We start from the raw sequence: 25,172 nt of genomic DNA on the forward strand, positions 1-25,172 counted from the left end.
AAAAAGGCAGAACGTCGCCCCCCCCCCCCCCCCCCCCCCCCCACCCCCCCCCCCCCCCCCCCCCCCCCCCCCCCCCCCCCCGCCCCGCGGGCTGTCCGGGGCCCGTTCGGCCCACCGGGGTCGCCCCGGAACGACCGCACGTGCGTGAGCAGCGACCGGACGTGCGTCAGAACGTCTGCAGCGTCACCAGCGTGATCCGCAGGGCCGCGCCCGTACCCTCGCCCTCGATCCGCACCCGCTGTCCGGGCCGGAGCAGCAGCAGACCGCCGGCGTCGAAGGCCGGGGCGTCGAACTCCACCGGGGTGCCGTCGTCCAGCAGCACACTGCCGGTGCGGGTCTCGGGGTCGTAGGTGTACGAGGTCGCCTGCATGAGGCGCAGCCTAGCGCTCCGGGACCGTCGCGAGGCCGAGCCGCCGGGTGTGCGCCCCCACGCCGAGGGCCAGGGCCACCCGCAGATCCTCGCCCGTGTCCACGTCCCGGCGGACCGAGTCGACACCGGGCAGCGCGATTTCCACCGCACCCGAAGCCAGATGCCGGGCGGCGGAGGGCCCGCCGAAAGCCGGACGCAATTCCGCGCCCCCGGCACAGGACAGAAATGTCGTGCCGATTCCCGCCGCGTCCCGGAGAAATGCGCGAGGAAAAGCGGAGGCAAAATCGAGCACCCGCGCCAATTCGGCGGGCCGCAGCGCAGGCAGATCCGCGTTGAGCGCGGCGACCGGGAGGGCGGGGGCCGGCGCCCGCACCGAGCGCGCCCCGTACGCCAGTGCCGCGTTGAGTCCGGCGGCCGGAGAGTCCGGCACGATCCGCGCGCCCAGCGCCGAAAGAGCCGCTCTGGCCTCCGCGTCGTCCGTGACGACCACCACATCCCGCACCCGGGCGCAGGAGAGCGCCGCGGCCACCGTGTCCTGTGCGAAGGCCAGGGCCAGCCGGGGCCGGACGGCCTCGCCGGCCGCCCGCCCCAGGCGGCTCTTGGCCCGAGCGAGCGGCTTCAGCGGAACGACCAGGGACCACGGCCCGGCCGGATCGGTGTTCGTGGCGATCGCCCCCTCCGTACGTATGAGGACCCATTCTCGCCTGCCGGTACGACAACCCGGAGGGACCCTCCCGCAGCTGAGGCGTACGGTGTTCTCGACAGAGGAGGGGCCTGGGGCGAGACTTGACCGTCGGTAGCCGGCAACAGGTCGCCGTTCCCATGAGGTCCCTAGAGGAAGGTGTCCGAGTGTCCCGCCGCAGAATCGGCTTCTGGTACCGCCTGGCGGCGGTTATCGCCAAGCCGCCACTGGTGGTTCTGTTCAAGCGCGACTGGCGGGGGATGGAACACATTCCGGCCGACGGCGGATTCATCAGTGCCGTCAACCACAACTCCTATCTGGATCCGCTCTCCTACGGCCACTTCCAGTACAACGCCGGACGGGTGCCCCGGTTCCTGGCGAAGGCGGGCCTCTTCCGCACCCCCTTCGTCGGGATGATGCTGCGCGGCACCGGCCAGATCCCCGTCTACCGTGAGACGACCAACGCACTGGACGCCTTCCGGGCCGCCGTCGACGCCATCGAGCGCGGGGAGTGCGTCGCCTTCTACCCGGAGGGCACCCTCACGCGCGACCCGCGGATGTGGCCGATGGCCGGCAAGACCGGCGCCGCCCGCGTCGCGCTGATGACCAAGGTCCCGGTCATCCCCGTCGCCCAGTGGGGCGCCAACCACGTGATGCCGCCGTACGCCAAGGAGAACAAGCTCCGGCTGTTCCCCCGCAAGACGCTGACCGTGCAGGCAGGCCCGCCCGTCGACCTCAGCCGCTTCTACGATGTCGAGCCGACGCCCGAGGTGCTGCGCCAGGCGACCGAGGTCATCATGGCCGCGATCACCCGCCAGCTGGAGGACGTCCGCGGGGAGAAGGCCCCCGCCGAGCCCTACGATCACCGCAAGGCCCGGGCCGAACAGCGGCGCAAGGCGCAGGGAAAGGGATCCACGTGACGCACCCCGTAAAAGCGGCCGTCTTCGGCACCGGCTCATGGGGTACGGCGTTCGCCGTGATCCTCGCCGACGCGGGCTGCGAGGTCACCCTCTGGGGCCGTCGCGCCGAGGTCGCCGAGGCCGTCAACACCACGCACACCAACCCGGACTACCTGCCGGGCATCGAACTGCCCGCCTCGATCCGGGCCACCACCGACCCCGCCGAGGCCCTGCGCGGCGCCGAGTTCGCCTTCCTCGTCGTGCCCTCGCAGACCCTGCGCGCCAACCTCGCGGAGTGGGCCCCGCACCTGGAGCCCGACACCGTCCTGGTCTCCCTGATGAAGGGCGTCGAGCTGGGCACCGCCAAGCTGATGAGCGAGGTGATCGCGGACGTCGCCAAGGTCTCCGCCGACCGCATCGCCGTCGTCTCGGGCCCCAACCTCGCCAAGGAGATCGCCGAGCGCCGCCCCGCCGCGGCCGTCGCCGCCTGTGCCGACGAGTCCGTCGCCCAGCGGCTCCAGGCCGCCTGCCACACCCCGTACTTCCGGCCCTACACCAACACCGACGTGGTCGGGTGCGAGCTGGGCGGCGCCGTGAAGAACGTCATCGGCCTCGCCGTCGGCATCGCGGACGGCATGGGCCTCGGTGACAACACCAAGGGCTCCCTCATCACCCGGGGCCTGGCCGAGACCACCCGGCTGGGCGTGGCCATGGGCGCCGACCCGCTGACCTTCTCCGGACTCGCGGGCCTGGGCGACCTGGTGGCCACCTGCTCCTCGCCGCTCTCGCGCAACCACACCTTCGGCACCAACCTCGGCCGGGGCATGACGCTCCAGGAGACGATCGCCGCCACCAAGCAGACCGCCGAGGGCGTCAAGTCCTGCGAATCGGTCCTCGACCTGGCCCGGAGGCACGGCGTCGACATGCCCATCACGGAGACCGTCGTCTCGATCGTCCACGAGGGCAAGTCCCCGGTCGTCGCGGTGAAGGAGCTGATGTCGCGGAGCGCCAAGGCCGAGCGGCGCTGACTCCACCTCTACCAGCAGGTACGCTCATCGCGATATGAGCAGCGAGAACCTCCCCCAGAGCCCCGAGCGCCGCGAGAGCCCCGAGCAGCAGCGCCGTAAGCCGCGTGTGGCTGTCGTGTTCGGCGGCCGCAGCTCCGAACACGGCATCTCGGTCGTCACGGCCGGCGCCGTCATGAGGGCCATCGACCGGACGAAGTACGACGTCCTGCCGATCGGCATCACGACGGACGGCCGCTGGGCGCTCACCGCCGACGAGCCCGAGCGCATGGCCATCACCGACCGCAAGGTCCCCGACGTGGCCCAGCTCGCGGAGTCCGCCGAAGGCAGCGTCGCCCTCTCGGTCGACCCGGGCAGCCGCGAGGTCCTCTACAGCGAGCCCGGCTCGGTGCCCAAGGCGCTCGGAGAGGTCGACGTCGTCTTCCCCGTGCTGCACGGTCCGTACGGGGAGGACGGCACGCTCCAGGGGCTGCTGGAACTCTCCGGTGTGCCCTACGTCGGCGCGGGCGTCCTCGCCTCGGCCGTCGGCCAGGACAAGGAGTACATGAAGCGCGTCTTCCTCTCCTTCGGGCTGCCGGTCGGACCGTACGAGGTGGTCCGTCCGCGCGAGTGGGACCGCGACCCCTCCGCCGTACGCAAGCGGATCGTGGACTTCGCCGGGGAGCACGGCTGGCCGCTGTTCGTCAAGCCCGCCCGGGGCGGCTCCTCCATGGGCATCACCAAGGTCGACGGCCTCGAAGGGCTCGACGCGGCGATCGAGGAGGCCCGCCGCCACGACCCCAAGTTCCTCGTGGAGTCGCTGCTGCGCGGCCGTGAGATCGAGTGCGGAGTGCTGGAGTTCGCGGACGGACCGCGCGCCAGCGTGCCCGCCGAGATCCCCCCGGTCACCGCGCACGACTTCTACGACTTCGAGGCCAAGTACATCGACTCGGCCACGGGCCTGGTGCCCGCGCCTCTCACGGAGGAGCAGACCGCCGAGGTCCAGCGGCTCGCCGTCGCCGCCTTCGACGCCACCTCCTGCGAGGGGCTCGTGCGCGCCGACTTCTTCCTCACCGAAGACGGCAGCTTCGTCATCAACGAGATCAACACCCTGCCGGGGTTCACCCCGATCTCCATGTACCCGCGCATGTGGCAGGAGAGCGGCGTGAGCTACCAGGAGCTGGTCGACCGGCTGATCCAGGCCGCGTTGACCCGCTCCACCGGACTGCGCTGAGAGACCCGGAAGGCCGGGACGGCGGTGGCCGTCCCGGCCTTCCGGCGTGGGCCGGTGCTCTCCATGGACAGGGGGGCGCCGAAGGGCAGTACGATCGCCCCGTCAGCGCGCGGAGGATCACGGTGCCGGGGCGGAGAACCGTGGGCGAGGACCGCGCGTCCCGCGCGGCACCGGACGGGGGTCAGAGGTGGACGACCGGACAGGTCAGGGTGCGCGTGATGCCGTCCACCTGCTGCACCTTGGCGACCACCATGCGGCCGAGCGCGTCGACCGTGTCGGACTGGGCGCGCACGATCACGTCGTACGGACCGGTGACGTCCTCTGCCTGGATGACTCCCGGAATCTTGGAGATGGTCTCGGCGACGATCGACGCCTTGCCCACCTCGGTCTGGATGAGGATGTACGCCTGTACCACGGAACCTCCAGGGCGGCCACGAGGATCATGTGGGGGAAAGGGACGCCACGTTATCGCGTCGCGGAGGGTGACGGGGAGACCTACGGGACGTATGACGTCCCCAGCGTGGCGTGCGGAGTGCGGAAGTTGACCTGTCCCTTGACGGTGCCGACGGCTCTCCTGACGGTACCGACAGCAGTGACGGCTCGCGACCGGGGGCCCGGACGGGTGTCCGGGGCGATAGATGAGAGGTGAGACTCGGTGAAGGGAACCGTGGGCGAGTTGGGGGAGTTCGGCCTCATCAGAGAGCTGACGTCCCGGCTCACCACCACTCCGGCGGTACGGCTGGGGCCCGGCGACGACGCCGCGGTCGTGGCCGCGCCCGACCGCAGGGTCGTGGCCAGTACGGACATCCTGCTGGAAGGGCGGCACTTCCGCCGCGACTGGTCGACGGCGTACGACGTCGGCCGCAAGGCGGCGGCCCAGAACCTCGCCGACATCGCCGCCATGGGCGCCGTGCCCACCGCCCTGCTCCTCGGCCTCGTGGTGCCCGCCGACCTCCCGGTCACCTGGGCCGCCGAGCTGATGGACGGGCTGCGGGACGAGTGCCAGGCGGCGGGGGCGGCCGTCGTCGGCGGCGATGTGGTCGGCGGTGACACCATCACTGTCTCCATCACGGCCCTCGGCGACCTGCGCAACCACGAACCGGTCACCCGCGCCGGCGCGCGCCCCGGCGATGTCGTCGCCGTCACCGGCTGGCTCGGCTGGTCCGCCGCCGGGTACGCCGTGCTCTCCCGGGGCTTCCGCTCGCCCCGCGCCTTCGTCGAGGCCCACCGCCGTCCCGAACCGCCCTACCACGCGGGCCCCGCCGCCGCCGGGCTCGGCGCCACCGCGATGACCGACGTCAGCGACGGGCTCGTCGCGGACCTCGGGCACATCGCGGAGGCCAGCAAGGTCCGCATCGACCTGCGCTCCGGCCTCATCGACATCCCCTCGCAGATGTCCGACATCGGCCAGGCCGTCGGCGTCGACCCGCTCCAGTGGGTGCTGACCGGGGGAGAGGACCACGCGATCGTGGCGACCTTCCCGCCCGACACCAAGCTCCCCGCCCGCTGGAAGGTGATCGGAGAGGTCCTCAACCCCTCCGCCCTGCCCCAGGTCACCGTCGACGGCGCACCCTGGACCAGCACGGGCGGCTGGGACCACTTCGGCGCGATCGAGGACACCCACTAGCGCGGTCGAGGACACCTACCCGGTCCTCGGCGGTCTCCCGTTAGATTGCTGCGCATGCCCATACGTACCGCTGTACCGCCCCGCGTGCTCACCGTCGCCGGTTCCGACTCCGGCGGCGGTGCGGGAATCCAGGCCGACCTGAAGACCATGCTCGCCCACGGCGTGCACGGCATGAGCGTGCTCACCGCCGTCACCGCACAGAACTCCCTCGGCGTCCAAGGCGCGTGGGAGCTTCCGGAGGAGGCCGTACGCGTCCAGTACCGCAGCGTCGTCGACGACATCGGCGTCCAGGCGGTGAAGACCGGGATGCTCGCCTCGGCCGCCCTCGTGGAGACCGTCGCGGAACTCCTCGCGGGGACGGACGCCCCCGTCGTCGTCGACCCGGTCGGAGTCTCCAAGCACGGCGACGCGCTGCTGGCCGCCGAGGCGCTCGACTCCGTACGGACGAAGCTGCTGCCCCTCGCCACGGTCGCCACCCCGAACCTCGACGAGGTGGCGCAGCTCACCGGGGTCACGGTCACCGACGAGGACGGCATGCGCCGGGCCGCCGAGGAGATCCTCGCCCTCGGACCGCGGTGGGCGCTGATCAAGGGCGGCCACCTGCCCGGCGACGCGGTGGACCTGCTCACCGACGGGAGCGCGGAACACTGGCTGCGCGCCCCCCGCCACGACAACCGGCACACCCACGGCACCGGCTGCACCCTCGCCTCCGCCGTCGCCTCCGGGCTCGCGCTCGGCCAGGACGTGCCCACGGCGGTGGAGCGCGCGAAGGCGTACGTCACCGGCGCGATCCGGGCCGGATTCCCGCTCGGCGGCGGCATCGGCCCGGTCGACCACGGCTGGCGCACCCGCCTCGCTGAATGATCACCGTCGGATGAGCACAGCAAAAAGCCGGTCCACCGAGGTGGACCGGCTTTTCGGGCAACCGGAAGGCTGCGCTACGACGGAAACGTCAGCGCGCGACCTTGCCGGCCTTGATGCACGAGGTGCAGACGTTGAGCCGCTTCGGCGTTCGACCGACCACGGCACGCACGCGCTGGATGTTGGGGTTCCAGCGACGGGACGTACGGCGGTGCGAGTGCGAAATGCTGTTGCCGAAGCCCGGCCCCTTGCCGCAGACGTCGCAGTTGGCAGCCACGGGTCACTCCAAAGACTTCAGATGCACTTACAGTGAATTCCGGCGCGCCGGAATCATTGGATGAAGTGGCGGTACCGGAGGAATGGCCCGACTCTCGTCGGGCAACCGAAGCAGCATACAACGCCTGCTCCGGAGATACGAAACTACCACGGGTTGGCCCACCTCCCTCTCGCCCCCTGTACCTGCCGGGGCCCGGGAAGGCGGGCTAACCTGCGGTGCAGCCCGTTGCCACGGCCGCTTCAAGGAGGACCATCGGTGCCGCAGCCCCCCGACGATCTGGACGCCGTCGCGGTGCGCGCCTGGTGCTCACTGGCGCTGGAGGCCCTCGGCCGGGAGCGTACGGAGATCGACGCGATCAACGTCTATCCCATCGCCGACGGGGACACCGGGACCAACCTCTACCTGACCGTCGAGTCCGCCGCCGCCGCCGTCGAAGCGGTCTTCGCCGCCCATGAGACCGGCACCACCACCCCCGCCACCGCCGATGCCGTACGCGCCATGGCGCACGGGGCCCTGATCGGCGCGCGCGGGAACTCCGGCACGATCCTGGCCCAGCTGCTGCGCGGGATGGCCGGGGTGCTGGCGGAGGGCAGCGACGCGGACCACCTCGGCCTCGCCCTGGCCCGGGCCGCCACCGCCGCCCGGCAGGCCGTCGCCCACCCGGTGGAGGGCACGGTGCTCACCGTCGCCACGGCCGCCGCCGAAGCCGCGCGCGGGGGCGCCCCGGAACTGCACGCCGTGGTGCGCGCCGCGTACGAGGGCGCGCGCGCCGCGCTGGCGAAGACCCCGGAGCAGCTCGCCGTGCTGGGCCGGGCCGGGGTCGTGGACGCCGGGGGCCGGGGGCTGGTCACGGTCCTGGGGGCGCTGCTGGAGGCGGTGACCGGGCAGGCGCCCGTACGGGAGCCCCGTACCGGAGCCGTCGGCCCGGCCGGAACGCTCGCGGCGGCCACGGCGGCCGACGGCCCGCTCGACTGCCCCGAGGAGGCCGGGGGCGGCGGGCCCGCCTTCGAAGTGATCTACCTCCTGGAGGCCCGCGACGAACAGGTGGGCCGGCTGCGCACCCGGCTCGACGCGCTCGGAGACTCCCTGGTCGTGGTGGGCGGCGACGGGCTCTGGCACGTCCACGTCCACGTCGACGACGCGGGGGCTGCCGTGGAGGCGGGCATCGAGGCCGGGCGGCCGTACCGCATCCGCATCACCCACTTCGCCACCGAGAGCGGCCACGACGTCCGTGTCCAGGCCGAACCCGCCCGGCGCGCGGTCGTCGTCGTGGTCCCCGGCGACGGGCTCGCCGGGCTCTGCGCCGAGGCCGGCGCCACCACCGTGATCGCCCGCCCCGGCGAACCCCCCGCCAGCGGCGAACTGGTCGACGCCATCCGCCGCGCCCACGCCCGCGAGGTGGTGCTCCTGCCCAACGACGCGGCCCTGCGCCACACCGCGGCGGCCGCCGCCGAGCAGGCCAGGACCGAGGGGGTCAGGGTCGCCCTCGTTCCCACCCGCGCAGCCGTCCAGGGCATCGCCGCCCTCGCCGTGCACGAGCCGGACCGGGGCTTCGACGAGGACGTGGTCGCCATGACGGCCGCCGCCGGCGCCACCCGCTACGCCGAACTGGCCGTGGCCGAGCACCGGTCGTGGACCATGGCGGGCATCTGCCAGGCCGGGGACGTCCTCGGCCTGATCGACGGAGACGTGGCCGTGATCGGCGCCGAGGTCCAGGCCACCGCCCGCACGGTGCTGGACCGGATGCTGGCGGCCGGCGGCGAACTGGTCACCCTGGTCCTGGGGGAGGACGTCCCGGACACGCTCGCGGACGCGCTGGAGGAGTACGTGCGCGAGGGCCATCTCGCCGTGGACACCGTCGTCTACCGGGGCGGCCACCAGCGCGCGCCCCTGCTGATCGGCGTCGAGTGACGGCAGCCGGGTGTGCGTGCCCGGCGGACGGCTGTCAGTGCCGTGGTGTGCAATGGATCGCGTGTCCTCGTTCGATGAACCTCTGAAGAAGCTCCTCGGCGGAGCCACCGCGAAGGTGATGGCCGAACACCTCGACCTGCACACGGTCGGTGATCTGCTGCACCACTATCCGCGGCGGTACGAGGAGCGCGGCAGGCTGACCGCGCTGGCCGACCTCCCGCTCGACGAGCACGTCACGGTCGTCGCCCAGGTCGCGGACGCCCGGATCCTGATGTTCAACAACGGCCGGGGCAAGCGCCTGGAGGTCACCCTCACCGACGGCAGCGGCCGCCTCCAGCTGGTCTTCTTCGGCCACGGCGTCCACAAACCGCACAAGGAGCTGCTCCCGGGCCGACAGGCGATGTTCGCGGGCAAGGTCTCCGTCTTCAACCGGAAGATGCAGCTCGCCCACCCCACGTACCAACTGCTCGACGCCTCCGACGCCGACGAGGCGACCGAGGCCGTGGACGCCTTCGCCGGGCGGCTGCTGCCGATCTACCCCGCCTGCAAGCAGCTCGACTCCTGGCGGATCGCCAAGGCGGTCGACGCCGTGCTGCCCAGCGCCCGGGACGCGGTGGACCCGCTGCCCGCCTCCCTGCGCGAGGGGCGCGGGTTCACCCCGCTGCCCGAGGCCCTGCTCAAGGTCCACCGCCCGCAGACCAGGGCGGACATCGAGGACGCCAGGGCCCGGCTCAAGTGGGACGAGGCGTTCGTCCTCCAGGTCGCCCTGGCCCGCCGCCGGTACGCCGACACCCAGCTCCCCGCCGCCGCCCGCCGCCCCGTCGGGGGCGGGCTGCTGGACGCCTTCGACGCCAAGCTGCCGTTCACCCTCACCGAGGGCCAGGAGAAGGTCAGCAAGGAGATCTTCGACGACCTGGCCACCGAACACCCCATGCACCGCCTCCTCCAGGGCGAGGTGGGCTCGGGGAAGACGATGGTGGCCCTGCGCGCCATGCTCACCGTCGTCGACGCGGGCGGCCAGGCCGCGATGCTCGCCCCCACCGAGGTTCTCGCCCAGCAGCACCACCGCTCGATCACCGAGATGATGGGGGAGCTGGCCGAGGGCGGCATGTTGGGCGGCTCCGAGCAGGGGACCAAGGTCGTCCTGCTCACCGGCTCCATGGGCATGCCCGCCCGCCGTCAGGCCCTGCTCGACCTGGTCACCGGCGAGGCCGGGATCGTCATCGGCACCCACGCCCTCATCGAGGACAAGGTCCAGTTCCACGACCTGGGCCTGGTCGTCGTCGACGAGCAGCACCGCTTCGGTGTGGAGCAGCGCGACGCCCTCCGCTCCAAGGGCAGGCAACCGCCCCACCTGCTCGTCATGACCGCCACCCCCATTCCGCGCACGGTCGCCATGACGGTCTTCGGGGACCTGGAGACCTCCGTCCTGGACCAGCTCCCGGCCGGCCGCTCCCCGATCGCCAGCCATGTCGTCCCCGCCAAGGACAAGCCGCACTTCCTCGCCCGCGCCTGGGAGCGCGTCCGGGAGGAGGTGGAGAACGGCCACCAGGCGTACGTGGTCTGCCCCCGCATCGGGGACGAGGCGGAGGAGGACGGGAAGGGCGCGAAGAAGACCAAGGCCAAGAAGGCGGCCCCCGACGAGGACCCCGAGAAGCGGCCCCCACTCGCGGTCCTGGAGGTCGCGGACGAACTGCGCAAGGGCGCGCTGGCCGGGCTGAGCGTCGAAGTGCTCCACGGCCGGATGCACCCCGACGAGAAGGACGACGTCATGCGCCGGTTCGCCGCCGGGGACGTCGACGTCCTGGTCGCCACCACCGTCATCGAGGTCGGGGTCAACGTCCCCAACGCCACCGCCATGGTGATCATGGACGCCGACCGGTTCGGCGTCTCCCAGCTCCACCAGCTCCGCGGCCGCGTCGGCCGTGGCTCGGCCCCCGGGCTCTGCCTGCTGGTCAGCGAGGCCCACGAGGCGAGCCCCGCCCGCGCCCGCCTCTCCGCCGTCGCCGCCACCCTGGACGGCTTCGAGCTCTCCCGGATCGACCTGGAGCAGCGCCGCGAGGGCGATGTGCTCGGTCAGGCCCAGTCGGGGGTGCGCTCCTCGCTCCGGATGCTCACCGTCATCGACGACGAGGAGGTGATCGCCGCCGCCCGCGAGGAGGCCGTCGCCGTCGTCGCCGCCGACCCGGAGCTGGAGCAGCTGCCGGAGCTGCGCACGGTGCTGGCCGCCCTGCTGGACAAGGAGCGCGAGGAGTATCTCGACAAGGGGTGAGCGCCCGGCCCGACCCGGAGGGGCCGGTACGCGAGCCACGGGGCCGCCCTGCCGGTGCGGGCCGCACGCCATATCGTGGACGCACGGCGGCACGCGGACACCCGTGCTCGCGGACCCGCAGAGACTTCCGACCCCGAGGACCCGACACCCATGACCCGCGTGATCGCCGGAACGGCGGGCGGACGCCGCCTGGCCGTACCGCCCGGCACCGGCACCCGCCCCACCTCCGACCGTGCGCGGGAAGGCCTCTTCTCCACCTGGGAGGCGCTGCTCGGCACGCTCGAAGGCGTCCGCGTCGCCGACCTGTACGCCGGATCGGGCGCCGTCGGCCTCGAAGCGCTCTCCCGGGGGGCGGTCCACGCCCTGCTCGTCGAGGCGGACCAGAAGGCGGTGCGAACCGTCCGGGAGAACGTCCGCACGCTCCGACTGCCCGGCGCCGAGGTCCGTACGGGCAGAGCCGAACAGATCGTGGCAGGACCGGCGCCCTCCCACCCGTACGACGTCGTCTTCCTGGACCCGCCGTACGCCGTCACCGACGACGATCTTCGGGAGATCCTGCTCACACTCCATGCTCAGGGGTGGCTCACGGACGATGCGCTCGTCACCGTGGAACGCAGCACCCGGGGCGGAGAATTCGGCTGGCCCGCCGGATTCGAGCCACTGCGGGCCCGTCGCTACGGCGAGGGAACGCTTTGGTACGGTCGCGCCGCCGCTACGTGCGAAGACGCACGATGACCGGACCGGAGAGCGAGGGAATCACAGTGCGCCGCGCCGTCTGTCCGGGGTCGTTCGACCCCATCACCAACGGACATCTCGACATCATCCAACGAGCCTCCAAGCTGTACGACGTGGTGCACGTGGCGGTGATGATCAACCAGTCCAAGAAGGGACTGTTCACCGTGGACGAGCGGATCGAGCTGATCCGCGAGGTCACCGCCGACTTCGGCAACGTGGAGGTGGAGTCCTTCCACGGCCTGCTGGTCGACTTCTGCAAGCAGCGGGAGATCCCGGCGATCGTGAAGGGCCTGCGGGCCGTCAGCGACTTCGACTACGAACTCCAGATGGCCCAGATGAACAACGGCCTCTCGGGCGTCGAGACCCTCTTCGTGCCCACCAACCCGACGTACAGCTTCCTGTCGTCCTCGCTGGTCAAGGAGGTCGCGACCTGGGGCGGCGACGTCTCCCACCTGCTGCCGCCCACCGTCCACGAGGCGCTCACCGAGCGGCTGGCCGGGCACTGAGGCGCTGACGGTCCGTCACCAGGTGTCGGGCGGCCGCCGACTGGCCTTACAGTCGACCCGTCCGTCTCCAACAGAGCAGCAGCTCCGAAGAGCAGCAGAGAGTGGCGAGCACACGGTGGACGTGCAGAAGAAGCTCGACGAGATCGTCGAAACGGTCGGGAACGCCCGCGCCATGCCCATGTCGGCCTCCTGCGTGGTCAACCGCGCCGAGCTGCTCGCCATGCTCGAAGAGGTGCGCGAGGCCCTGCCCGGCTCGCTGGCCCAGGCCCAGGAGCTGATCGGCGGCCAGGAGCAGTTCGCCGAGCAGGCCCGTCAGGAGGCGGAGCGGATCATCCGGTCCGCGCACGCCGAGCGGGCCTCCCTGATTGCCGAGACCGAGATCGCCCGCCAGTCGCAGAGCGAGGCCGACCGGATCCTCTCCGAGGCCCGCCGCGAGGCCGAGGAGGTCCGGGCCGAGGCCGACGACTACGTCGACAGCAAGCTCGCCAACTTCGAGGTCGTCCTCACCAAGACCATCGGCTCCGTCGACCGCGGCCGCGAGAAGCTGCTCGGCCGGGGCCAGGGCCTGGACGACCAGGGCTACCAGGACCCCGACTTCGCCGAGGCCCCCGAGCGCAGCGCTGACCCCGAGACGCTGAAGCAGCGGGCCGACGCCTATGTGGACGCCAAGTTCGGCGCCTTCGAGGCCGTCCTCGCCAAGACTCTGGAGGCGGTCGGCCGCGGTCGGCAGAAGCTGCACGGCCGGGTCGCCACCGACGACCTCGGTGCGCACATCGCCGCCCAGGACGCAGCGGGCGCCCAGGGCCACACCAGCGACGCCGACTATCTGGCCGGCCTCGCCGAGCTGGCCACCCCTCAGCCGCAGCAGGCCCCCCAGCAGCCGCTCTACCAGGAGCGGCCCCAGCAGCCGCAGGCCGAGCCGGGGTACGGGCAGGGGGAGTACGCCCAGCCCGAGTACGCGCAGGCGTCGTACGGCTACCAGGAGCAGCAGACACAGGACCCGTACGGCTACCAGCAGGTGCCGGACCCGTACGCGACCTACCAGCAGCCCGCCCCGGCCTACGATCCCCACCAGGACCAGAACCAGTACGCGTCCCCGTCCGACTACGGCTGGCAGCAGCAGCCCCAGGTGCCTGCCCAGCAGGGCCCGGGAGCGCTGGACGAGACCAGCCTCTTCGACACCAGCATGATCGACCTGGAGCAGCTGCGCCGGTACGAAGAGGGCCGCTGAGTCCCCCCGGGCCCCCGTCCCGGCGGCGGAAGGCCCGGGCCGATTGGGCGCTGAGCGGTCCGTCCAGTATCCTGAATCCTCGGTCGCGCATAGGTCCGTGATCCCGGCTGCCCGTTTCGGCTACGGAACAGAACAGTCCGCCCACGGACCGCAGACGACCCCTCCCCTCCGCGACCAGCACGACCCCCCATGACTTCGAAAGCAGGAAACGCCCTGAACGGCCACCTCGACCACCGCAACCCTCTCGTGTTCGATACGCGCGAGCTGGGTCGGCGTCCCGGTGCCCTGAAGCGGCTCTCCCGCTCGGTGGAAGCACCCGGTTCACCGGTTCTCGGTATCGACGGCGTCATCGGCGTGCCGGAAGGCGCGCCCCTGGAGCTGGACCTCCGATTGGAGTCGGTCATGGAAGGGGTGCTCGTCACAGGCACCGCCCGTGCAACCGCCGAAGGGGAGTGCGTAAGGTGTCTGGAGCCGCTGACCGTCGAGGTCGACGCGGATTTCCAGGAGATGTTCTCGTACCCTGACGCCGATGACCGGGGCCGCCCTGCGGACCCGGTCGACGACGCCGAGGACGACGAGGACAGGTTCTTCCTCGAGGACGGCCTGTTCGACCTCGAGTCAGTGCTGCGTGACGCGGTAGTGCTCGCACTGCCCATGCAGCCGGTGTGCAAGGAGACCTGTGCCGGTCTGTGTTCCGAATGCGGAATCAGGCTGGACGAGAACCCGGGCCACCACCACGACGCCGTCGACATCCGTTGGGCGGCACTGCAAGGACTCGCCGAGACCGTTCAGGACGGCGAGAAGGACAACATGGGCGGCGCCGAACCGGGCGTCGACGAGAAGCAGGAGAAGTAGCCGTGGCTGTTCCGAAGCGGAAGATGTCGCGCAGCAACACGCGCCACCGCCGGTCGCAGTGGAAGGCTGCGGTCCCCACCCTGGTTTCGTGCGAGCGTTGCCAGGAGCCGAAGCTCCAGCACATTGCGTGCCCGAGCTGCGGCACCTACAACAAGCGCCAGGTCCTCGAGGTCTGAGCGGCTGGTGAGAGGCCCGATGTCTGAGTTGTCCAGCGCCAAGAAGCAGGCAGACAACGTCAACACAGCCTCGTCCCACACGCTTCTGGAAGGGCGGCTCGGGTATCACCTCGAGTCCGCCCTTCTGGTGCGTGCGCTGACCCATCGTTCGTACGCATACGAGAACGGCGGCCTGCCCACCAACGAGCGGCTCGAATTCCTCGGGGATTCGGTGCTCGGCCTGGTGGTCACGGACACGCTGTACCGCACCCACCCCGACCTGCCCGAAGGCCAGCTGGCCAAGTTGCGGGCCGCGGTGGTCAACTCGCGTGCGCTTGCGGAAGTGGGCCGCGGCCTCGAACTCGGCTCCTTCATCCGGCTCGGCCGCGGTGAAGAGGGCACGGGGGGCCGGGACAAGGCTTCCATCCTCGCCGACACCCTGGAAGCGGTGATCGGTGCGGTCTATCTCGACCAGGGCCTCGGTGCGGCCTCGGAGCTGGTCCACCGGCTCTTCGACCCGCTGATCGACAGGTCCTCGAACCTCGGCGCCGGCCTGGACTGGAAGACCAGCCTCCAGGAGCTGACCGCGAGCGAGGGACTCGGCGTGCCCGAGTACCTCGTCACGGAGACCGGCCCGGACCACGAGAAGACCTTCACTGCTGCTGCTCGCGTCGGTGGTGTCTCGTACGGCACCGGCACCGGCCGCAGCAAGAAGGAAGCGGAGCAGCAGGCGGCCGAGTCCGCCTGGCGCGAGATCAGCGCCGCCGCTGAGGCACGGCAGGCCGCGGAGAAGTCCGCTGCCGACGGAGGGGCCGCCGACACCCCTGCCGACCCGTCGCCCGCAACGGACGCCGCTCCCGCCTGAAGGAGCACCCCGAACCCCTCGGTGCCCCGCGCACCGGGGGGTTCGCCGTGTCCCGGGGCACGGCCCCGCGCGACGCACGCCCCCTGCCCGTCCTCCTGTCACCGTGTCTGGAGTGGTCCACCGTGCCCGAGCTGCCCGAGGTCGAAGTCGTACGCCGGGGCCTGGAGCGCTGGGTCAGCGGCCGGACCGTCACCGACGTGGAGGTCCTGCACCCGCGCTCGGTCCGCCGCCACCTCGCGGGCGGCCCGGACTTCGCGGCCCGGCTGCGCGGGGCCCGGTTCGGTACGGCGATGCGGCGCGGCAAGTACCTCTGGGTGCCGCTCGACGAGGCCTCCTCCTCGCTCCTGGGCCACCTCGGCATGAGCGGCCAGCTGCTGGTGCAGCCCACGGACGCGCCCGACGAGAAGCACCTGCGGGTCCGGATGCGGTTCGACGACGCGCTCGGCACCGAGCTGCGCTTCGTCGACCAGCGCACCTTCGGCGGGCTCTCGCTCCACGACACCACCCCCGACGGCCTGCCCGACACCATCGCGCACATCGCCCGGGACCCGCTCGACCCGCTCTTCGACGACGCCGCCTTCCACACGGCCCTGCGCCTGCGCCGTACGACGGTCAAGCGCGCGCTCCTGGACCAGTCGCTGATCAGCGGCGTCGGCAACATCTACGCGGACGAGGCGCTCTGGCGCACCAAGCTCCACTACGACCGGCCGACCGCGACCCTGACCCGCCCCAAGTCCGCCGAGCTGCTCGGCCACGTACGGGACGTGATGAACGCGGCCCTCGCCCAGGGCGGCACCAGCTTCGACAGCCTCTACGTCAACGTGAACGGCGAGTCCGGCTACTTCGACCGCTCGCTCGACGCGTACGGCAGGGAGGGCGAGCCGTGCCGCCGCTGCGGGACGCCGATGCGCCGCCGCGCCTGGATGAACCGCTCCAGCTACTTCTGCCCGCGCTGTCAGCGCCCGCCGCGCGCCTCGTCGTAACGGCCCCGGGCGGCCAGGACCTCGTCCATCCGCCCCTCCACCAGCTGGATCAGCCCGAGGAGCTGTCCGGCGACCTCGCGGCCGAACGGGGTCAGCCGGTAATCCACCCGGGGCGGGTTGACCGGCTGGGCCTCCCGCAGGACGAGCCCGTCCCGCTCCAGGGCGTGCAGCGTCTGGGAGAGCATCTTCTCGCTGACCCCGTCGACCCGCCGCCGCAGCTCGTTGAAGCGCAGGCTCTCCCGGTACAGCGCGCCCAGCGTCAGACTGCCCCAGCGCCCGGTGGCGTGCTCCAGCGTGGAGCGTGAGGGGCACCGCCGGGAGAAGACGTCGAAGGCGGGATGGTCCGTATCGCTGGCCATATCACCAGCTTACGCCCGTACAGCGCTCACCCCGGGGGAGCGCTGTACGGGCGTAAGCGGTCGGTCGGCTGCGGGTCAGAAGCCGAAGTTCTGGACCCACCACGGGCCGCCGGAGGCCTCGTGGACGCCTATGCCGATCGTCTTGTAGTCGCAGTTGAGGATGTTGGCGCGGTGGCCTTCGCTGTTCATCCAGGCGTCCATCACGGCTCGGGCGTCGGCCTGGCCGCGGGCGATGTTCTCCGCGCCGAGCCCCTGGACACCGGCCTGCGCGGCTCGGTCCCAGGGGGTGTCGCCGTCGGGGTCGGTGTGGTCGAAGAAACCGCGGGCCGCCATGTCCTCGCTGAAGTTCTGGGCGAGCGAGGTGAGCGCGGTGCTGGTGGTCAGCGGGGAGCAGCCGACCTTCGCGCGCTCCCGGTTCACCAGGGCCAGCACTTCACTGCGGGCGGAGGCGGCGGAGGGCGAGGGGGCGGGCTTCTGGGCGGGCGGCGGCGGGGCGGCCGAGGTCTTCGGCGGCGCCGGGGCCCTGCTCGCCGGGGCGGTGCTCTTCTCCGGGGCCGCGGTGGGGGCCTTCGACTTCTCGGAGGGCGTCGCGGCCGACTTCTTCGAGGGGGCCGTCGAGGAGGGCGCGGCCGACTTCGACGGGGCCTTCGACGCGGTGGTGGAGGGCGACTGCGACGGCGTCGTGGACGGTGGTGTGGTCGTGGAGGGCGACTGCGAAGAGGTCCTCGACGGGGCCTCGGGGCGCTCGCTGCCCCGGCTGGCGGGGGAGGAGGAGCGGTCGGCCGGGGCGGTGGTGGAGCCGCCCTGCTGCGTCAGCAGGTTCGGGACACCGCCGTCGGGGCGGACCTGGTCGGCCGCGGTGGTGCCGCCCGATGTGTAGGTGGCACCGCCGGGCAGCAGCCCCGAGGCGACGGCGACCGCGCCGACCGCCATCGCGGCCGACGCACCGAGGAGCCCGGTGCGCACGGGTACGGCGGACTTCTTCTTCCGGCGCGTGCCCCGGTGCCCCGAAGCGGCCCTGACCGCAGGTTCTTCAGCGGCGGGGCCTGCGGCGGATCGTCGGTGGCGTCCCATGCGCTGTGCCTTTCCTGTGCTCCGGACCTCGCGGCGACGTCACCTGTCACCGGTCGATCTTTATCCCGATACTCACCCGATCGAGTGAGGCTATTGCGACGGGACTGTACGCCATGGGTCAAAGGGGCCGCCGTGTTCTCCGAGCAATCGGCCGGTTAGCGTTCGGGCATGAACGAAGAAGCAAGGCTGGTCGTCTGGGTGCGCGGCCGAGTACAGCAAGTGGGCTTCCGCTGGTTCACCAGGGCAAATGCATTGGAGATCGGCGGACTCGTGGGCTTTGCACTCAATCTCGACGACGGTCGCGTCCAGGTCGTCGCCGAGGGATCACGTGACCATTGCCACCGTTTGCTGGATTGGCTGCGCTCCGACGACACACCCGGGCGCGTGGACGGAGTCACTGAGATCTGGGACACGCCGCGCGGCGGCTACGAGGGGTTCGCCATCCGCTGATACCGCCCAGGACCGGCGCTCCGCTCCGTCCCGTGAGCGCGCCGGAGCCGGCCGTGAGCGAACCGTCACGGGCCGGTCCCCGGAGCCCCGCACCCGAAATGACCTGCGAAGGGACCGCGCGGAGACCGATGGTTGCCAGATGCGGGATGTCGTGCAAGGCTGCGGCATTGACGAAGATCCCCACACCTGTCGGGGTCCCGCAGGAGAGTCGCGCCGCATGATCGTCCAGCCGCGCGCCCCCGGGACACCTGGCTCCACGGGGTGTGATCGTGTTGACCGTCAAACTTTTTGGTGAGACGCTGAAAACCCCGCGCACCTTAGCTGTTCGGTAGAGCTGATATGCAGCAGAACCGCAGTGGTGACAGAGCCCTGCCGAGCACCGCGGGTGCGATTCCCAGACGACCCACACCGCATCGGTCGGTCACTCATTGTGGAGGACCATCCATCATGGCAAAGGCGCTTCTCGGTTACGTCGGCGGTTCCGACCCGCGACTCCTCGCCGAGATGCGACGGCTCCAGCAGCGCGTCCAGGACCTGGAATCCGAGCTGAACCGGATCCAGCACGAGAACGACGCGCTCAACGCCGCCGCTCAGCACCAGGAGTCACTGCTCGACAGCATCGACATCGACGTACCCCAGGGCGAGCCTGCGCTGACCTGACCGGTGGCCCCTCGCGGGCCGGTCGGGCCAGGCATGCTCAGCAGCCTCGCAACCTCTCCATAACCGCTCCATCTGATCCGTCCCGCGTCACGGATCGCCGCCTCCCCGGAAGGCCGGGTCCCTGACCGACAGGGCGAGGGCCGACGTGTGTCCGGATGTCGGCCCACCGGTAACGGCACGGCCCGCCGGCCGTGGCGATGCCCCTCGCAGGACCGCACCACGATCCACTGTGTCAGCACCGCACCAAAGATCTACAGGGACGCTTCGGCGTCCCTTTTTCTCTGCCCAGGCCCCCCGGCCACCCGCCCCGCCCCTCTCGCCTACCGTCTGATGTGCCCTGCACCTTCATCACCGAAACCGGAAGCGAAAGGTAGAGTCCGGCGGCGTGCACCTCAAGGCCCTGACCCTGCGTGGTTTCAAATCGTTCGCGTCCGCCACCACCCTGCGGTTCGAACCGGGGATCACCTGTGTCGTCGGCCCCAACGGATCGGGAAAGTCCAATGTGGTGGACGCCCTCTCCTGGGTCATGGGAGAACAGGGCGCCAAATCCCTGCGCGGCGGCAAGATGGAAGACGTGATCTTCGCCGGGACCACCGGGCGGCCCCCACTCGGCCGCGCCGAAGTGTCGCTGACCATCGACAATTCCGACGGCGCACTGCCCATCGAGTACGCCGAAGTGACGATCACTCGGATCATGTTCCGCAATGGCGGCAGCGAATACCAGATCAATGGCGACACCTGCCGACTGCTCGACATCCAGGAACTCCTCTCCGATTCCGGTATCGGCCGCGAGATGCACGTCATCGTCGGCCAGGGCCAGTTGGACTCCGTCCTGCACGCCGACCCGATGGGCCGCCGGGCCTTCATCGAGGAGGCGGCGGGCGTCCTCAAGCACCGCAAGCGGAAGGAGAAGGCGCTGCGGAAGCTGGACGCGATGGGTGCCAACCTCGCTCGCGTCCAGGACCTCACCGACGAACTGCGCCGCCAGCTCAAGCCGCTCGGACGGCAGGCAGCCGTCGCCCGCCGCGCCGCCGTCATCCAGGCCGATCTGCGCGACGCCCGCCTCCGGCTCCTCGCCGACGACCTGGTGACCCTGCGGGACGCCCTGCGCGACGAGATCGCCGACGAGGCCGAGCTGAAGAAGCGCAAGGACGCGGCCGAGGCCGATCTGGAGGCGGCGCACGCCCGGGAGGCCGGGCTGGAGGGCGAGGTGCGCCGCCTCGCGCCCCGGCTCCAGCGTGCCCAGCAGACCTGGTACGAGCTGTCGCAGCTGGCCGAGCGGGTACGCGGCACGGTCTCGCTGGCCGACGCCCGGGTCAGGAGCGCCACCCAGGCCCCCACGGAGGAGCGCCGGGGCCGCGACCCCGAGGACCTGGAGCGCGAGGCCGCCCGTATCCGCGAGCAGGAGGCGGAGCTGACGGCGGCCCTGGAGGCGGCCGAACTCGCGCTTGAGGACACCGTCGCCCACCGCGTCGACCTGGAGCGCGAGCTGGTCGCGGAGGAGCGCCGGCTCAAGGACGCGGCCCGCGCCATCGCGGACCGCCGCGAAGGGCTGGCCCGGCTGACCGGCCAGGTCAACGCGGCCCGCGGCCGGGCCGGTTCGGCCCAGGCCGAGATCGATCGGCTGGCCGCCGCCCGCGACGAGGCCCGGGAGCGCGCGGACACCGCCCAGGAGGAGTACGAGCAGCTCAGGGCCGAGGTCGAGGGCCTGGACGCGGACGACGAGGAGCTGACCGCCCGCCACGAGGAGGCCGAGCAGGCCCTGGCCGAGGCCCGGAGCGCCCACAGCCGGGCCCGCGACGAGGCCACCGCCGCCGAACGCCGACGGGCGGCGGTCGCGGCCCGGCACGACGCGCTGGCCCTGGGGCTCCGCCGCAAGGACGGCACGGGCGCGCTGCTCGGCGCCCGCGACCACCTGACGGGGCTGCTGGGCCCGGCCGCCGAACTGCTCACCGTCCGGCCCGGGTACGAGATCCCGGTCGCCGCCGCCCTCGGCGCCGCGGCGGACGCGATCGCCGTACGGGACCCGGCCACGGCCGCCGCAGCGATCCGCCTCCTGCGCGACCGGGCCGCGGGCCGCGCGGCGATGCTGCTGGCGGGTGGTCCGGTCGGGGCCGCGGCGGGGGAGGCGGAGGAGAACGCGGAGAGTACAGGAGGCGGGGAGGGCGCCCGACCCGGGGCCGTCCCGGGGCAGTCGGGTGCGACGGGCCCGGAGCGGTCGGCCGGGCAGGGGCGGCCGGATGCGGCGGCTTCCGAGCGTCCGCCGGTACGGGAAGAGTCGGCTGCCTCGTATCCGGAGCGCTCGCCCGTACCGGAGCAGTCGGCTGCCACCGGCCAGGAGCGTCCGCCCGTACCCGGTCAGTCGGCTGTCACCGGCCAGGAGCGTCCGCCCGTACCCGGTCAGCCAGGTGCCACCGCCCCAGCACCGCCCCCTGCACCCGGCCAGGTCCCCGGGCCCGTACGGGGTGAGGCGCCCGGCGTCGCCGACCCGCTGCCCGCACCCGGTGCCACCGGCCCCTCGCCCGCGTCCCGCACCGTCCACCCCCTGCCCGCGCAGCCCGCTCCGACCGGGCACGGGGCCGTCGTCGCTCCTCCGCAGGTGCGTGCGGAGAGGGTCGGCGACCTGATCACCGCTCCCGCCCCCCTCCTGGAGGCCGTGCGTCGGCTCGTGCGGGACGCCGTCGTCGTCGCCACCCTGGAGGATGCCGAGGCGCTCGTGGCTCTGCGGCCGGAGCTGACCGTCGTGACGGGGGAGGGGGACGTGCTCTCCGGCCACTTCGCGCACGGAGGGTCGGCCGGGGCGCCCAGTCTCCTGGAGGTGCAGGCCTCCGTGGACGAGGCCGCCGCCGAGCTGGCCGACCTCGCCGTACGGTGCGAGGAGTTGGCGGAGGCCCAGCGGCTGGCGGGGGAGCGGCGCACGGAGTCGGCCGCGCTCGTCGAGGAGTTGGGGGAGCGGCGGCGGGCGGCCGAGCGGGAGAAGTCGGGCGTCGCCCAGCAGCTCGGCCGGCTCTCCGGGCAGGCCCGGGCCGCCGCGGGCGAGGCCGAGCGGATGACGGCGTCCGCCGCCCGTGCCCAGGAGGCCCTGGAGCGGGCCGTGGAGGAGGCCGAGGAGCTGGCCGAACGGCTGCTGGTGGCCCAGGAGGCGCCGGTGGAGGAGGAGCCCGACACGTCCGCACGGGACCGGCTCGCCGCCGACGGGGCCAACGCCCGCCAGACCGAGATGGAGGCCCGGCTCCAGGCCCGTACGCACGAGGAGCGGGTCAAGGGCCTGGCCGGGCGTGCCGACGGGCTCGACCGGGCCGCCCGCGCCGAGCGGGAGGCCCGGGTCCGTGCCGAGCAGCGCCGGGCCCGGCTGCGCCACGAGGCGGCTGTGGCCTCCGCCGTCGCCTCGGGCGCCCGACAGCTGCTGGCGCACGTCGAGGTCTCCCTCGTACGGGCCGGTCAGGAGCGCACGTCGGCCGAGGCCGCCAAGGGCGAGCGGGAGCGCGAGCTGGCCGTGGAGCGGGGCCGGGGCCGTGACCTCAAGGGCGAGTTGGACAAGCTCACCGACTCCGTCCACCGGGGCGAGGTGCTCGGCGCAGAGAAGCGGCTGCGCATCGAGCAGTTGGAGACGAAGGCCCTGGAGGAGCTGGGCGTGGAGCCTGCGGGGCTGGTCGCGGAGTACGGACCGGACCAGCCCGTGCCGCCCTCGCCCGCGGCGGAGGGCGAGGAGCTGCCGGATGACCCGGAGCACCCCCGTAACCTGCCGAAGGCCTTTGTCCGGGCCGAGCAGGAGAAGCGGCTGCGATCGGCCGAACGGGCGTACCAGCAACTCGGGAAGGTGAATCCGCTCGCCCTGGAGGAGTTCTCGGCGCTGGAGGAACGGCACAAGTTCCTCTCCGAGCAGCTCGAAGACCTGAAGAAGACCCGGGCCGATCTCCTCCAGGTGATCAAGGAGGTCGACGAGCGGGTCGAGCAGGTGTTCACCGAGGCGTACCGGGACACCGCCCGCGCGTTCGAGGGTGTCTTCGCCCGGCTCTTCCCCGGCGGCGAGGGGCGGCTGATCCTGACCGACCCGGACGACATGCTGGCCACCGGGGTGGATGTCGAGGCGCGTCCGCCGGGCAAGAAGGTGAAGCGGCTCTCGCTGCTCTCCGGCGGCGAGCGGTCCCTGACGGCCGTGGCGTTGCTGGTCTCCATCTTCAAGGCCCGTCCCAGCCCCTTCTACGTGATGGACGAGGTGGAGGCCGCGCTCGACGACACCAACCTGCAGCGGCTGATCCGGATCATGGAGGAGCTGCGGGAGAGCTCCCAGCTGATCGTGATCACCCACCAGAAGCGGACGATGGAGGTCGCCGACGCGCTGTACGGCGTCTCCATGCAGGGCGACGGTGTGTCGAAGGTGATCAGTCAGCGGCTCCGCTGACCCGTCACGGAGGACCCTTCACGAGAAGCATTCGACTCTTCACGAAAACGTCAGAAGTTCGACGCACCTTCTCTGCCGGCTTGGGTACACGACGGTCCGGCCCGCTGTTTGGCTTCGCTTCTTGAAGGCATAACCTCTGCGGAGTCGATTTCGCCTTCAAGTGGTGGCATGTCGGATGGTGTGCGCCACTGGGAGGCCCACCCCAACGTCTGACGTGCGGCCAGGCATCAGGAGTTCATGTGACCACTGCAGCGAACGGACCGGAGTCCGGGGCCCGGGCGGCCCATCCGGACCACCTCGGCCATGTCATCTTCATCACGGCGGCCGCGGCGATGGGCGGCTTCCTCTTCGGGTACGACAGCTCCGTCATCAACGGGGCCGTCGAGGCGATCCGCGACCGGTACGACGTCGGCTCCGGGACACTCGCCCAGGTCATCGCCATCGCGCTGATCGGCTGTGCGATCGGCGCCGCGACCGCGGGCCGCATCGCGGACCGGATCGGCCGCATCCGCTGCATGCAGATCGCCTCGGTGCTCTTCACGGCCAGCGCGATCGGATCCGCGCTGCCCTTCTCGCTCTGGGACCTGGCGATGTGGCGCATCGTCGGAGGCTTCGCCATCGGCATGGCCTCCGTCATCGGCCCGGCCTACATCGCGGAGGTCTCCCCGCCCGCCTACCGGGGTCGGCTCGGCTCCTTCCAGCAGGCCGCGATCGTCATCGGCATCGCCGTCTCCCAGCTGGTCAACTACACCGTTCTCCAGATCGCCGACGGCGATCAGCGGGGCGACATCCTCGGCCTGGAGGCCTGGCAGTGGATGCTGGGTGTGGAGGTGGTCCCGGCCCTCCTGTACGGGCTGCTCTCCTTCATGATCCCCGAGTCCCCGCGCTTCCTCGTCTCGGTCGGGAAGAAGGCCGAGGCCCGCAGGATCCTCGAAGAGGTCGAGGGCAAGAGCGTCGATCTCGACGCCAGGGTCGTCGAGATCGAGACCGCCATGCACCGCGAGCACAGGTCGACCTTCAAGGACCTGCTGGGCAACCGCTTCTTCTTCCTGCCCATCGTCTGGGTCGGCATCGGCCTGTCGATGTTCCAGCAGCTCGTCGGCATCAACGTGGCCTTCTACTACTCGGCGACGCTGTGGCAGTCCGTCGGTATCGACCCGACCGACTCGTTCTTCTACTCGTTCACCACCTCGATCATCAACATCATCGGTACGGTGATCGCGATGGTGCTGGTGGACCGGGTGGGCCGCAAGCCGCTCGCGCTCGTCGGCTCCGTCGGCATGGCGCTCGCGCTCGCGGTCGAGGCCTGGGCCTTCTCCGCCGACCTGGTGGACGGCAAGCTGCCCACCACCCAGGGGGCCGTCGCCCTGATCGCCGCCCACACGTTCGTGCTCTTCTTCGCCCTCTCGTGGGGTGTCGTCGTCTGGGTCCTCCTCGGCGAGATGTTCCCCAACCGGCTGCGGGCCGCCGCCCTCGGTGTCGCGGTCTTCGCGCAGTGGATGGCCAACTGGGCGATCACCGCCAGCTTCCCGAGCCTGGCCGACTGGAACCTCTCGGGGACGTACGTCATCTACACCTGCTTCGCGGTGCTCTCCATCCCCTTCGTGCTCAAGTTCGTGAAGGAGACCAAGGGCAAGGCGCTGGAGGAGATGGGCTGACCCGCCTCCCTCGCGTTCACGCGCTGCCCCGGCTCACTCCCGAGCCGGGGCAGCCGGCCTTCCCGCCGCCTCGCAGGACAGCCGCAGGCTCCGCTGCCC

General features: G+C 71.8%; 24 protein-coding genes. 18 read left to right on the plus strand and 6 right to left on the minus strand.

The window, feature by feature from the left end; translation table 11 throughout:
- Window positions 1-166: 166 nt before the first annotated feature.
- Together AC0682_RS23565 and cofC are read right to left on the minus strand one after the other, a co-directional pair.
- Window positions 167-370, minus strand: coding sequence for a hypothetical protein (locus tag AC0682_RS23565; protein ID WP_031124448.1), 204 nt, complete (start codon window positions 368-370; stop codon window positions 167-169).
- A gap of 10 nt (window positions 371-380) precedes the next feature.
- Complete coding sequence (gene cofC / locus AC0682_RS23570; protein ID WP_478535046.1) at window positions 381-1,058, minus strand: 2-phospho-L-lactate guanylyltransferase; 678 nt, start codon at window positions 1,056-1,058, stop codon at window positions 381-383.
- 161 nt (window positions 1,059-1,219) lie between these two features.
- Between cofC and AC0682_RS23575 the strand changes: the two genes are divergently transcribed.
- Genes AC0682_RS23575 through AC0682_RS23585 form a run of 3 tightly spaced genes read left to right on the plus strand, consistent with a single transcriptional unit; the run spans window position 1,220 to window position 4,189 of the window.
- The gene (locus tag AC0682_RS23575) at window positions 1,220-1,972 is read left to right on the plus strand and encodes a lysophospholipid acyltransferase family protein (RefSeq protein ID WP_254811606.1); all 753 of its coding nucleotides are present in this window, start codon (window positions 1,220-1,222) and stop codon (window positions 1,970-1,972) included.
- On the plus strand, window positions 1,969-2,979 hold the full coding sequence (locus tag AC0682_RS23580) for an NAD(P)H-dependent glycerol-3-phosphate dehydrogenase (protein WP_254811605.1): 1,011 nt from the start codon (window positions 1,969-1,971) through the stop codon (window positions 2,977-2,979). Before AC0682_RS23575 ends, AC0682_RS23580 begins: the two co-directional genes overlap by 4 nt.
- Window positions 2,980-3,013: 34 nt before the next feature.
- A complete protein-coding gene (locus tag AC0682_RS23585) occupies window positions 3,014-4,189 on the plus strand; it encodes a D-alanine--D-alanine ligase family protein (protein ID WP_254811604.1) in 1,176 nt (391 codons plus the stop codon).
- A 181-nt stretch (window positions 4,190-4,370) separates the two neighbouring features.
- On the opposite strand, the gene AC0682_RS23590 is transcribed toward AC0682_RS23585, so the two are convergent.
- Window positions 4,371-4,604, minus strand: coding sequence for an Lrp/AsnC ligand binding domain-containing protein (locus tag AC0682_RS23590; protein ID WP_018488685.1), 234 nt, complete (start codon window positions 4,602-4,604; stop codon window positions 4,371-4,373).
- 240 nt (window positions 4,605-4,844) lie between these two features.
- On the opposite strand from AC0682_RS23590, the gene AC0682_RS23595 reads away from it, so the two are divergent.
- Together AC0682_RS23595 and thiD are read left to right on the plus strand one after the other, a co-directional pair.
- Window positions 4,845-5,816 (plus strand): thiamine-phosphate kinase, encoded by a 972-nt coding sequence (locus AC0682_RS23595; RefSeq protein ID WP_478534977.1) that lies wholly within the window; start codon window positions 4,845-4,847, stop codon window positions 5,814-5,816.
- A gap of 54 nt (window positions 5,817-5,870) precedes the next feature.
- Window positions 5,871-6,680, plus strand: coding sequence for a bifunctional hydroxymethylpyrimidine kinase/phosphomethylpyrimidine kinase (thiD, locus tag AC0682_RS23600; RefSeq protein ID WP_254811602.1), 810 nt, complete (start codon window positions 5,871-5,873; stop codon window positions 6,678-6,680).
- 88 nt (window positions 6,681-6,768) lie between these two features.
- Here thiD and rpmB read toward each other — a convergent pair whose 3' ends face one another.
- Window positions 6,769-6,954 (minus strand): 50S ribosomal protein L28, encoded by a 186-nt coding sequence (rpmB, locus tag AC0682_RS23605; RefSeq protein WP_019762972.1) that lies wholly within the window; start codon window positions 6,952-6,954, stop codon window positions 6,769-6,771.
- Between the two features lie 255 nt (window positions 6,955-7,209).
- On the opposite strand from rpmB, the gene AC0682_RS23610 reads away from it, so the two are divergent.
- The 9 genes from AC0682_RS23610 (at window position 7,210) to mutM (ending at window position 16,467) form a co-directional block, all read left to right on the plus strand.
- Entirely contained in the window at window positions 7,210-8,865 is a 1,656-nt protein-coding gene (locus AC0682_RS23610; RefSeq protein ID WP_478534978.1) for a DAK2 domain-containing protein, read from the plus strand.
- Between the two features lie 52 nt (window positions 8,866-8,917).
- Window positions 8,918-11,137 (plus strand): ATP-dependent DNA helicase RecG, encoded by a 2,220-nt coding sequence (gene recG, locus AC0682_RS23615; RefSeq protein ID WP_478534979.1) that lies wholly within the window; start codon window positions 8,918-8,920, stop codon window positions 11,135-11,137.
- Between the two features lie 150 nt (window positions 11,138-11,287).
- Window positions 11,288-11,872: a 16S rRNA (guanine(966)-N(2))-methyltransferase RsmD gene (rsmD, locus tag AC0682_RS23620; RefSeq protein WP_478534980.1), complete on the plus strand. Its 585-nt coding sequence runs from the start codon at window positions 11,288-11,290 to the stop codon at window positions 11,870-11,872.
- Window positions 11,873-11,898: 26 nt separating this feature from the next.
- Window positions 11,899-12,378 carry a pantetheine-phosphate adenylyltransferase gene (gene coaD, locus AC0682_RS23625; protein ID WP_254813184.1) on the plus strand — a complete coding sequence of 160 codons (480 nt, stop codon included), beginning with the start codon at window positions 11,899-11,901 and terminating at the stop codon, window positions 12,376-12,378.
- 115 nt (window positions 12,379-12,493) lie between these two features.
- The gene (locus AC0682_RS23630; RefSeq protein WP_254811599.1) at window positions 12,494-13,609 is read left to right on the plus strand and encodes an ATP synthase F0 subunit B; all 1,116 of its coding nucleotides are present in this window, start codon (window positions 12,494-12,496) and stop codon (window positions 13,607-13,609) included.
- Between the two features lie 189 nt (window positions 13,610-13,798).
- The gene (locus AC0682_RS23635) at window positions 13,799-14,464 is read left to right on the plus strand and encodes a YceD family protein (protein WP_254811598.1); all 666 of its coding nucleotides are present in this window, start codon (window positions 13,799-13,801) and stop codon (window positions 14,462-14,464) included.
- Between the two features lie 2 nt (window positions 14,465-14,466).
- Window positions 14,467-14,640 carry a 50S ribosomal protein L32 gene (gene rpmF, locus AC0682_RS23640; RefSeq protein ID WP_003965982.1) on the plus strand — a complete coding sequence of 58 codons (174 nt, stop codon included), beginning with the start codon at window positions 14,467-14,469 and terminating at the stop codon, window positions 14,638-14,640.
- A 19-nt stretch (window positions 14,641-14,659) separates the two neighbouring features.
- The gene (rnc, locus tag AC0682_RS23645) at window positions 14,660-15,484 is read left to right on the plus strand and encodes a ribonuclease III (RefSeq protein ID WP_254811597.1); all 825 of its coding nucleotides are present in this window, start codon (window positions 14,660-14,662) and stop codon (window positions 15,482-15,484) included.
- A gap of 122 nt (window positions 15,485-15,606) precedes the next feature.
- Entirely contained in the window at window positions 15,607-16,467 is an 861-nt protein-coding gene (mutM, locus tag AC0682_RS23650) for a bifunctional DNA-formamidopyrimidine glycosylase/DNA-(apurinic or apyrimidinic site) lyase (RefSeq protein WP_254813183.1), read from the plus strand.
- Here the strand turns inward: mutM and AC0682_RS23655 are convergent.
- Both AC0682_RS23655 and AC0682_RS23660 read right to left on the minus strand, forming a co-directional pair.
- A complete protein-coding gene (locus AC0682_RS23655) occupies window positions 16,440-16,826 on the minus strand; it encodes a winged helix-turn-helix transcriptional regulator (RefSeq protein WP_478534981.1) in 387 nt (128 codons plus the stop codon). The two genes, mutM and AC0682_RS23655, sit on opposite strands and share 28 nt — an antisense overlap.
- A 75-nt stretch (window positions 16,827-16,901) precedes the next feature.
- Window positions 16,902-17,900 (minus strand): CAP domain-containing protein, encoded by a 999-nt coding sequence (locus AC0682_RS23660; RefSeq protein WP_478534982.1) that lies wholly within the window; start codon window positions 17,898-17,900, stop codon window positions 16,902-16,904.
- A 168-nt stretch (window positions 17,901-18,068) separates the two neighbouring features.
- Between AC0682_RS23660 and AC0682_RS23665 the strand changes: the two genes are divergently transcribed.
- The 4 genes from AC0682_RS23665 to AC0682_RS23680 all read left to right on the plus strand — a co-directional run bounded on the left by AC0682_RS23665 (window position 18,069) and on the right by AC0682_RS23680 (window position 25,073).
- Complete coding sequence (locus AC0682_RS23665; protein ID WP_254811595.1) at window positions 18,069-18,350, plus strand: acylphosphatase; 282 nt, start codon at window positions 18,069-18,071, stop codon at window positions 18,348-18,350.
- Between the two features lie 447 nt (window positions 18,351-18,797).
- Window positions 18,798-19,010, plus strand: coding sequence for a hypothetical protein (locus AC0682_RS23670; RefSeq protein WP_018488699.1), 213 nt, complete (start codon window positions 18,798-18,800; stop codon window positions 19,008-19,010).
- Between the two features lie 385 nt (window positions 19,011-19,395).
- Window positions 19,396-23,415, plus strand: a complete 4,020-nt coding sequence (locus tag AC0682_RS23675) for an AAA family ATPase (protein ID WP_478534983.1) — start codon at window positions 19,396-19,398, stop codon at window positions 23,413-23,415.
- Window positions 23,416-23,654: 239 nt separating this feature from the next.
- Window positions 23,655-25,073 carry a sugar porter family MFS transporter gene (locus AC0682_RS23680; RefSeq protein ID WP_478534984.1) on the plus strand — a complete coding sequence of 473 codons (1,419 nt, stop codon included), beginning with the start codon at window positions 23,655-23,657 and terminating at the stop codon, window positions 25,071-25,073.
- The last annotated feature ends 99 nt before the right edge of the window (window positions 25,074-25,172 follow it).

The sequence above is a fragment of the Streptomyces sp. NPDC043746 genome, assembly GCF_056436485.1.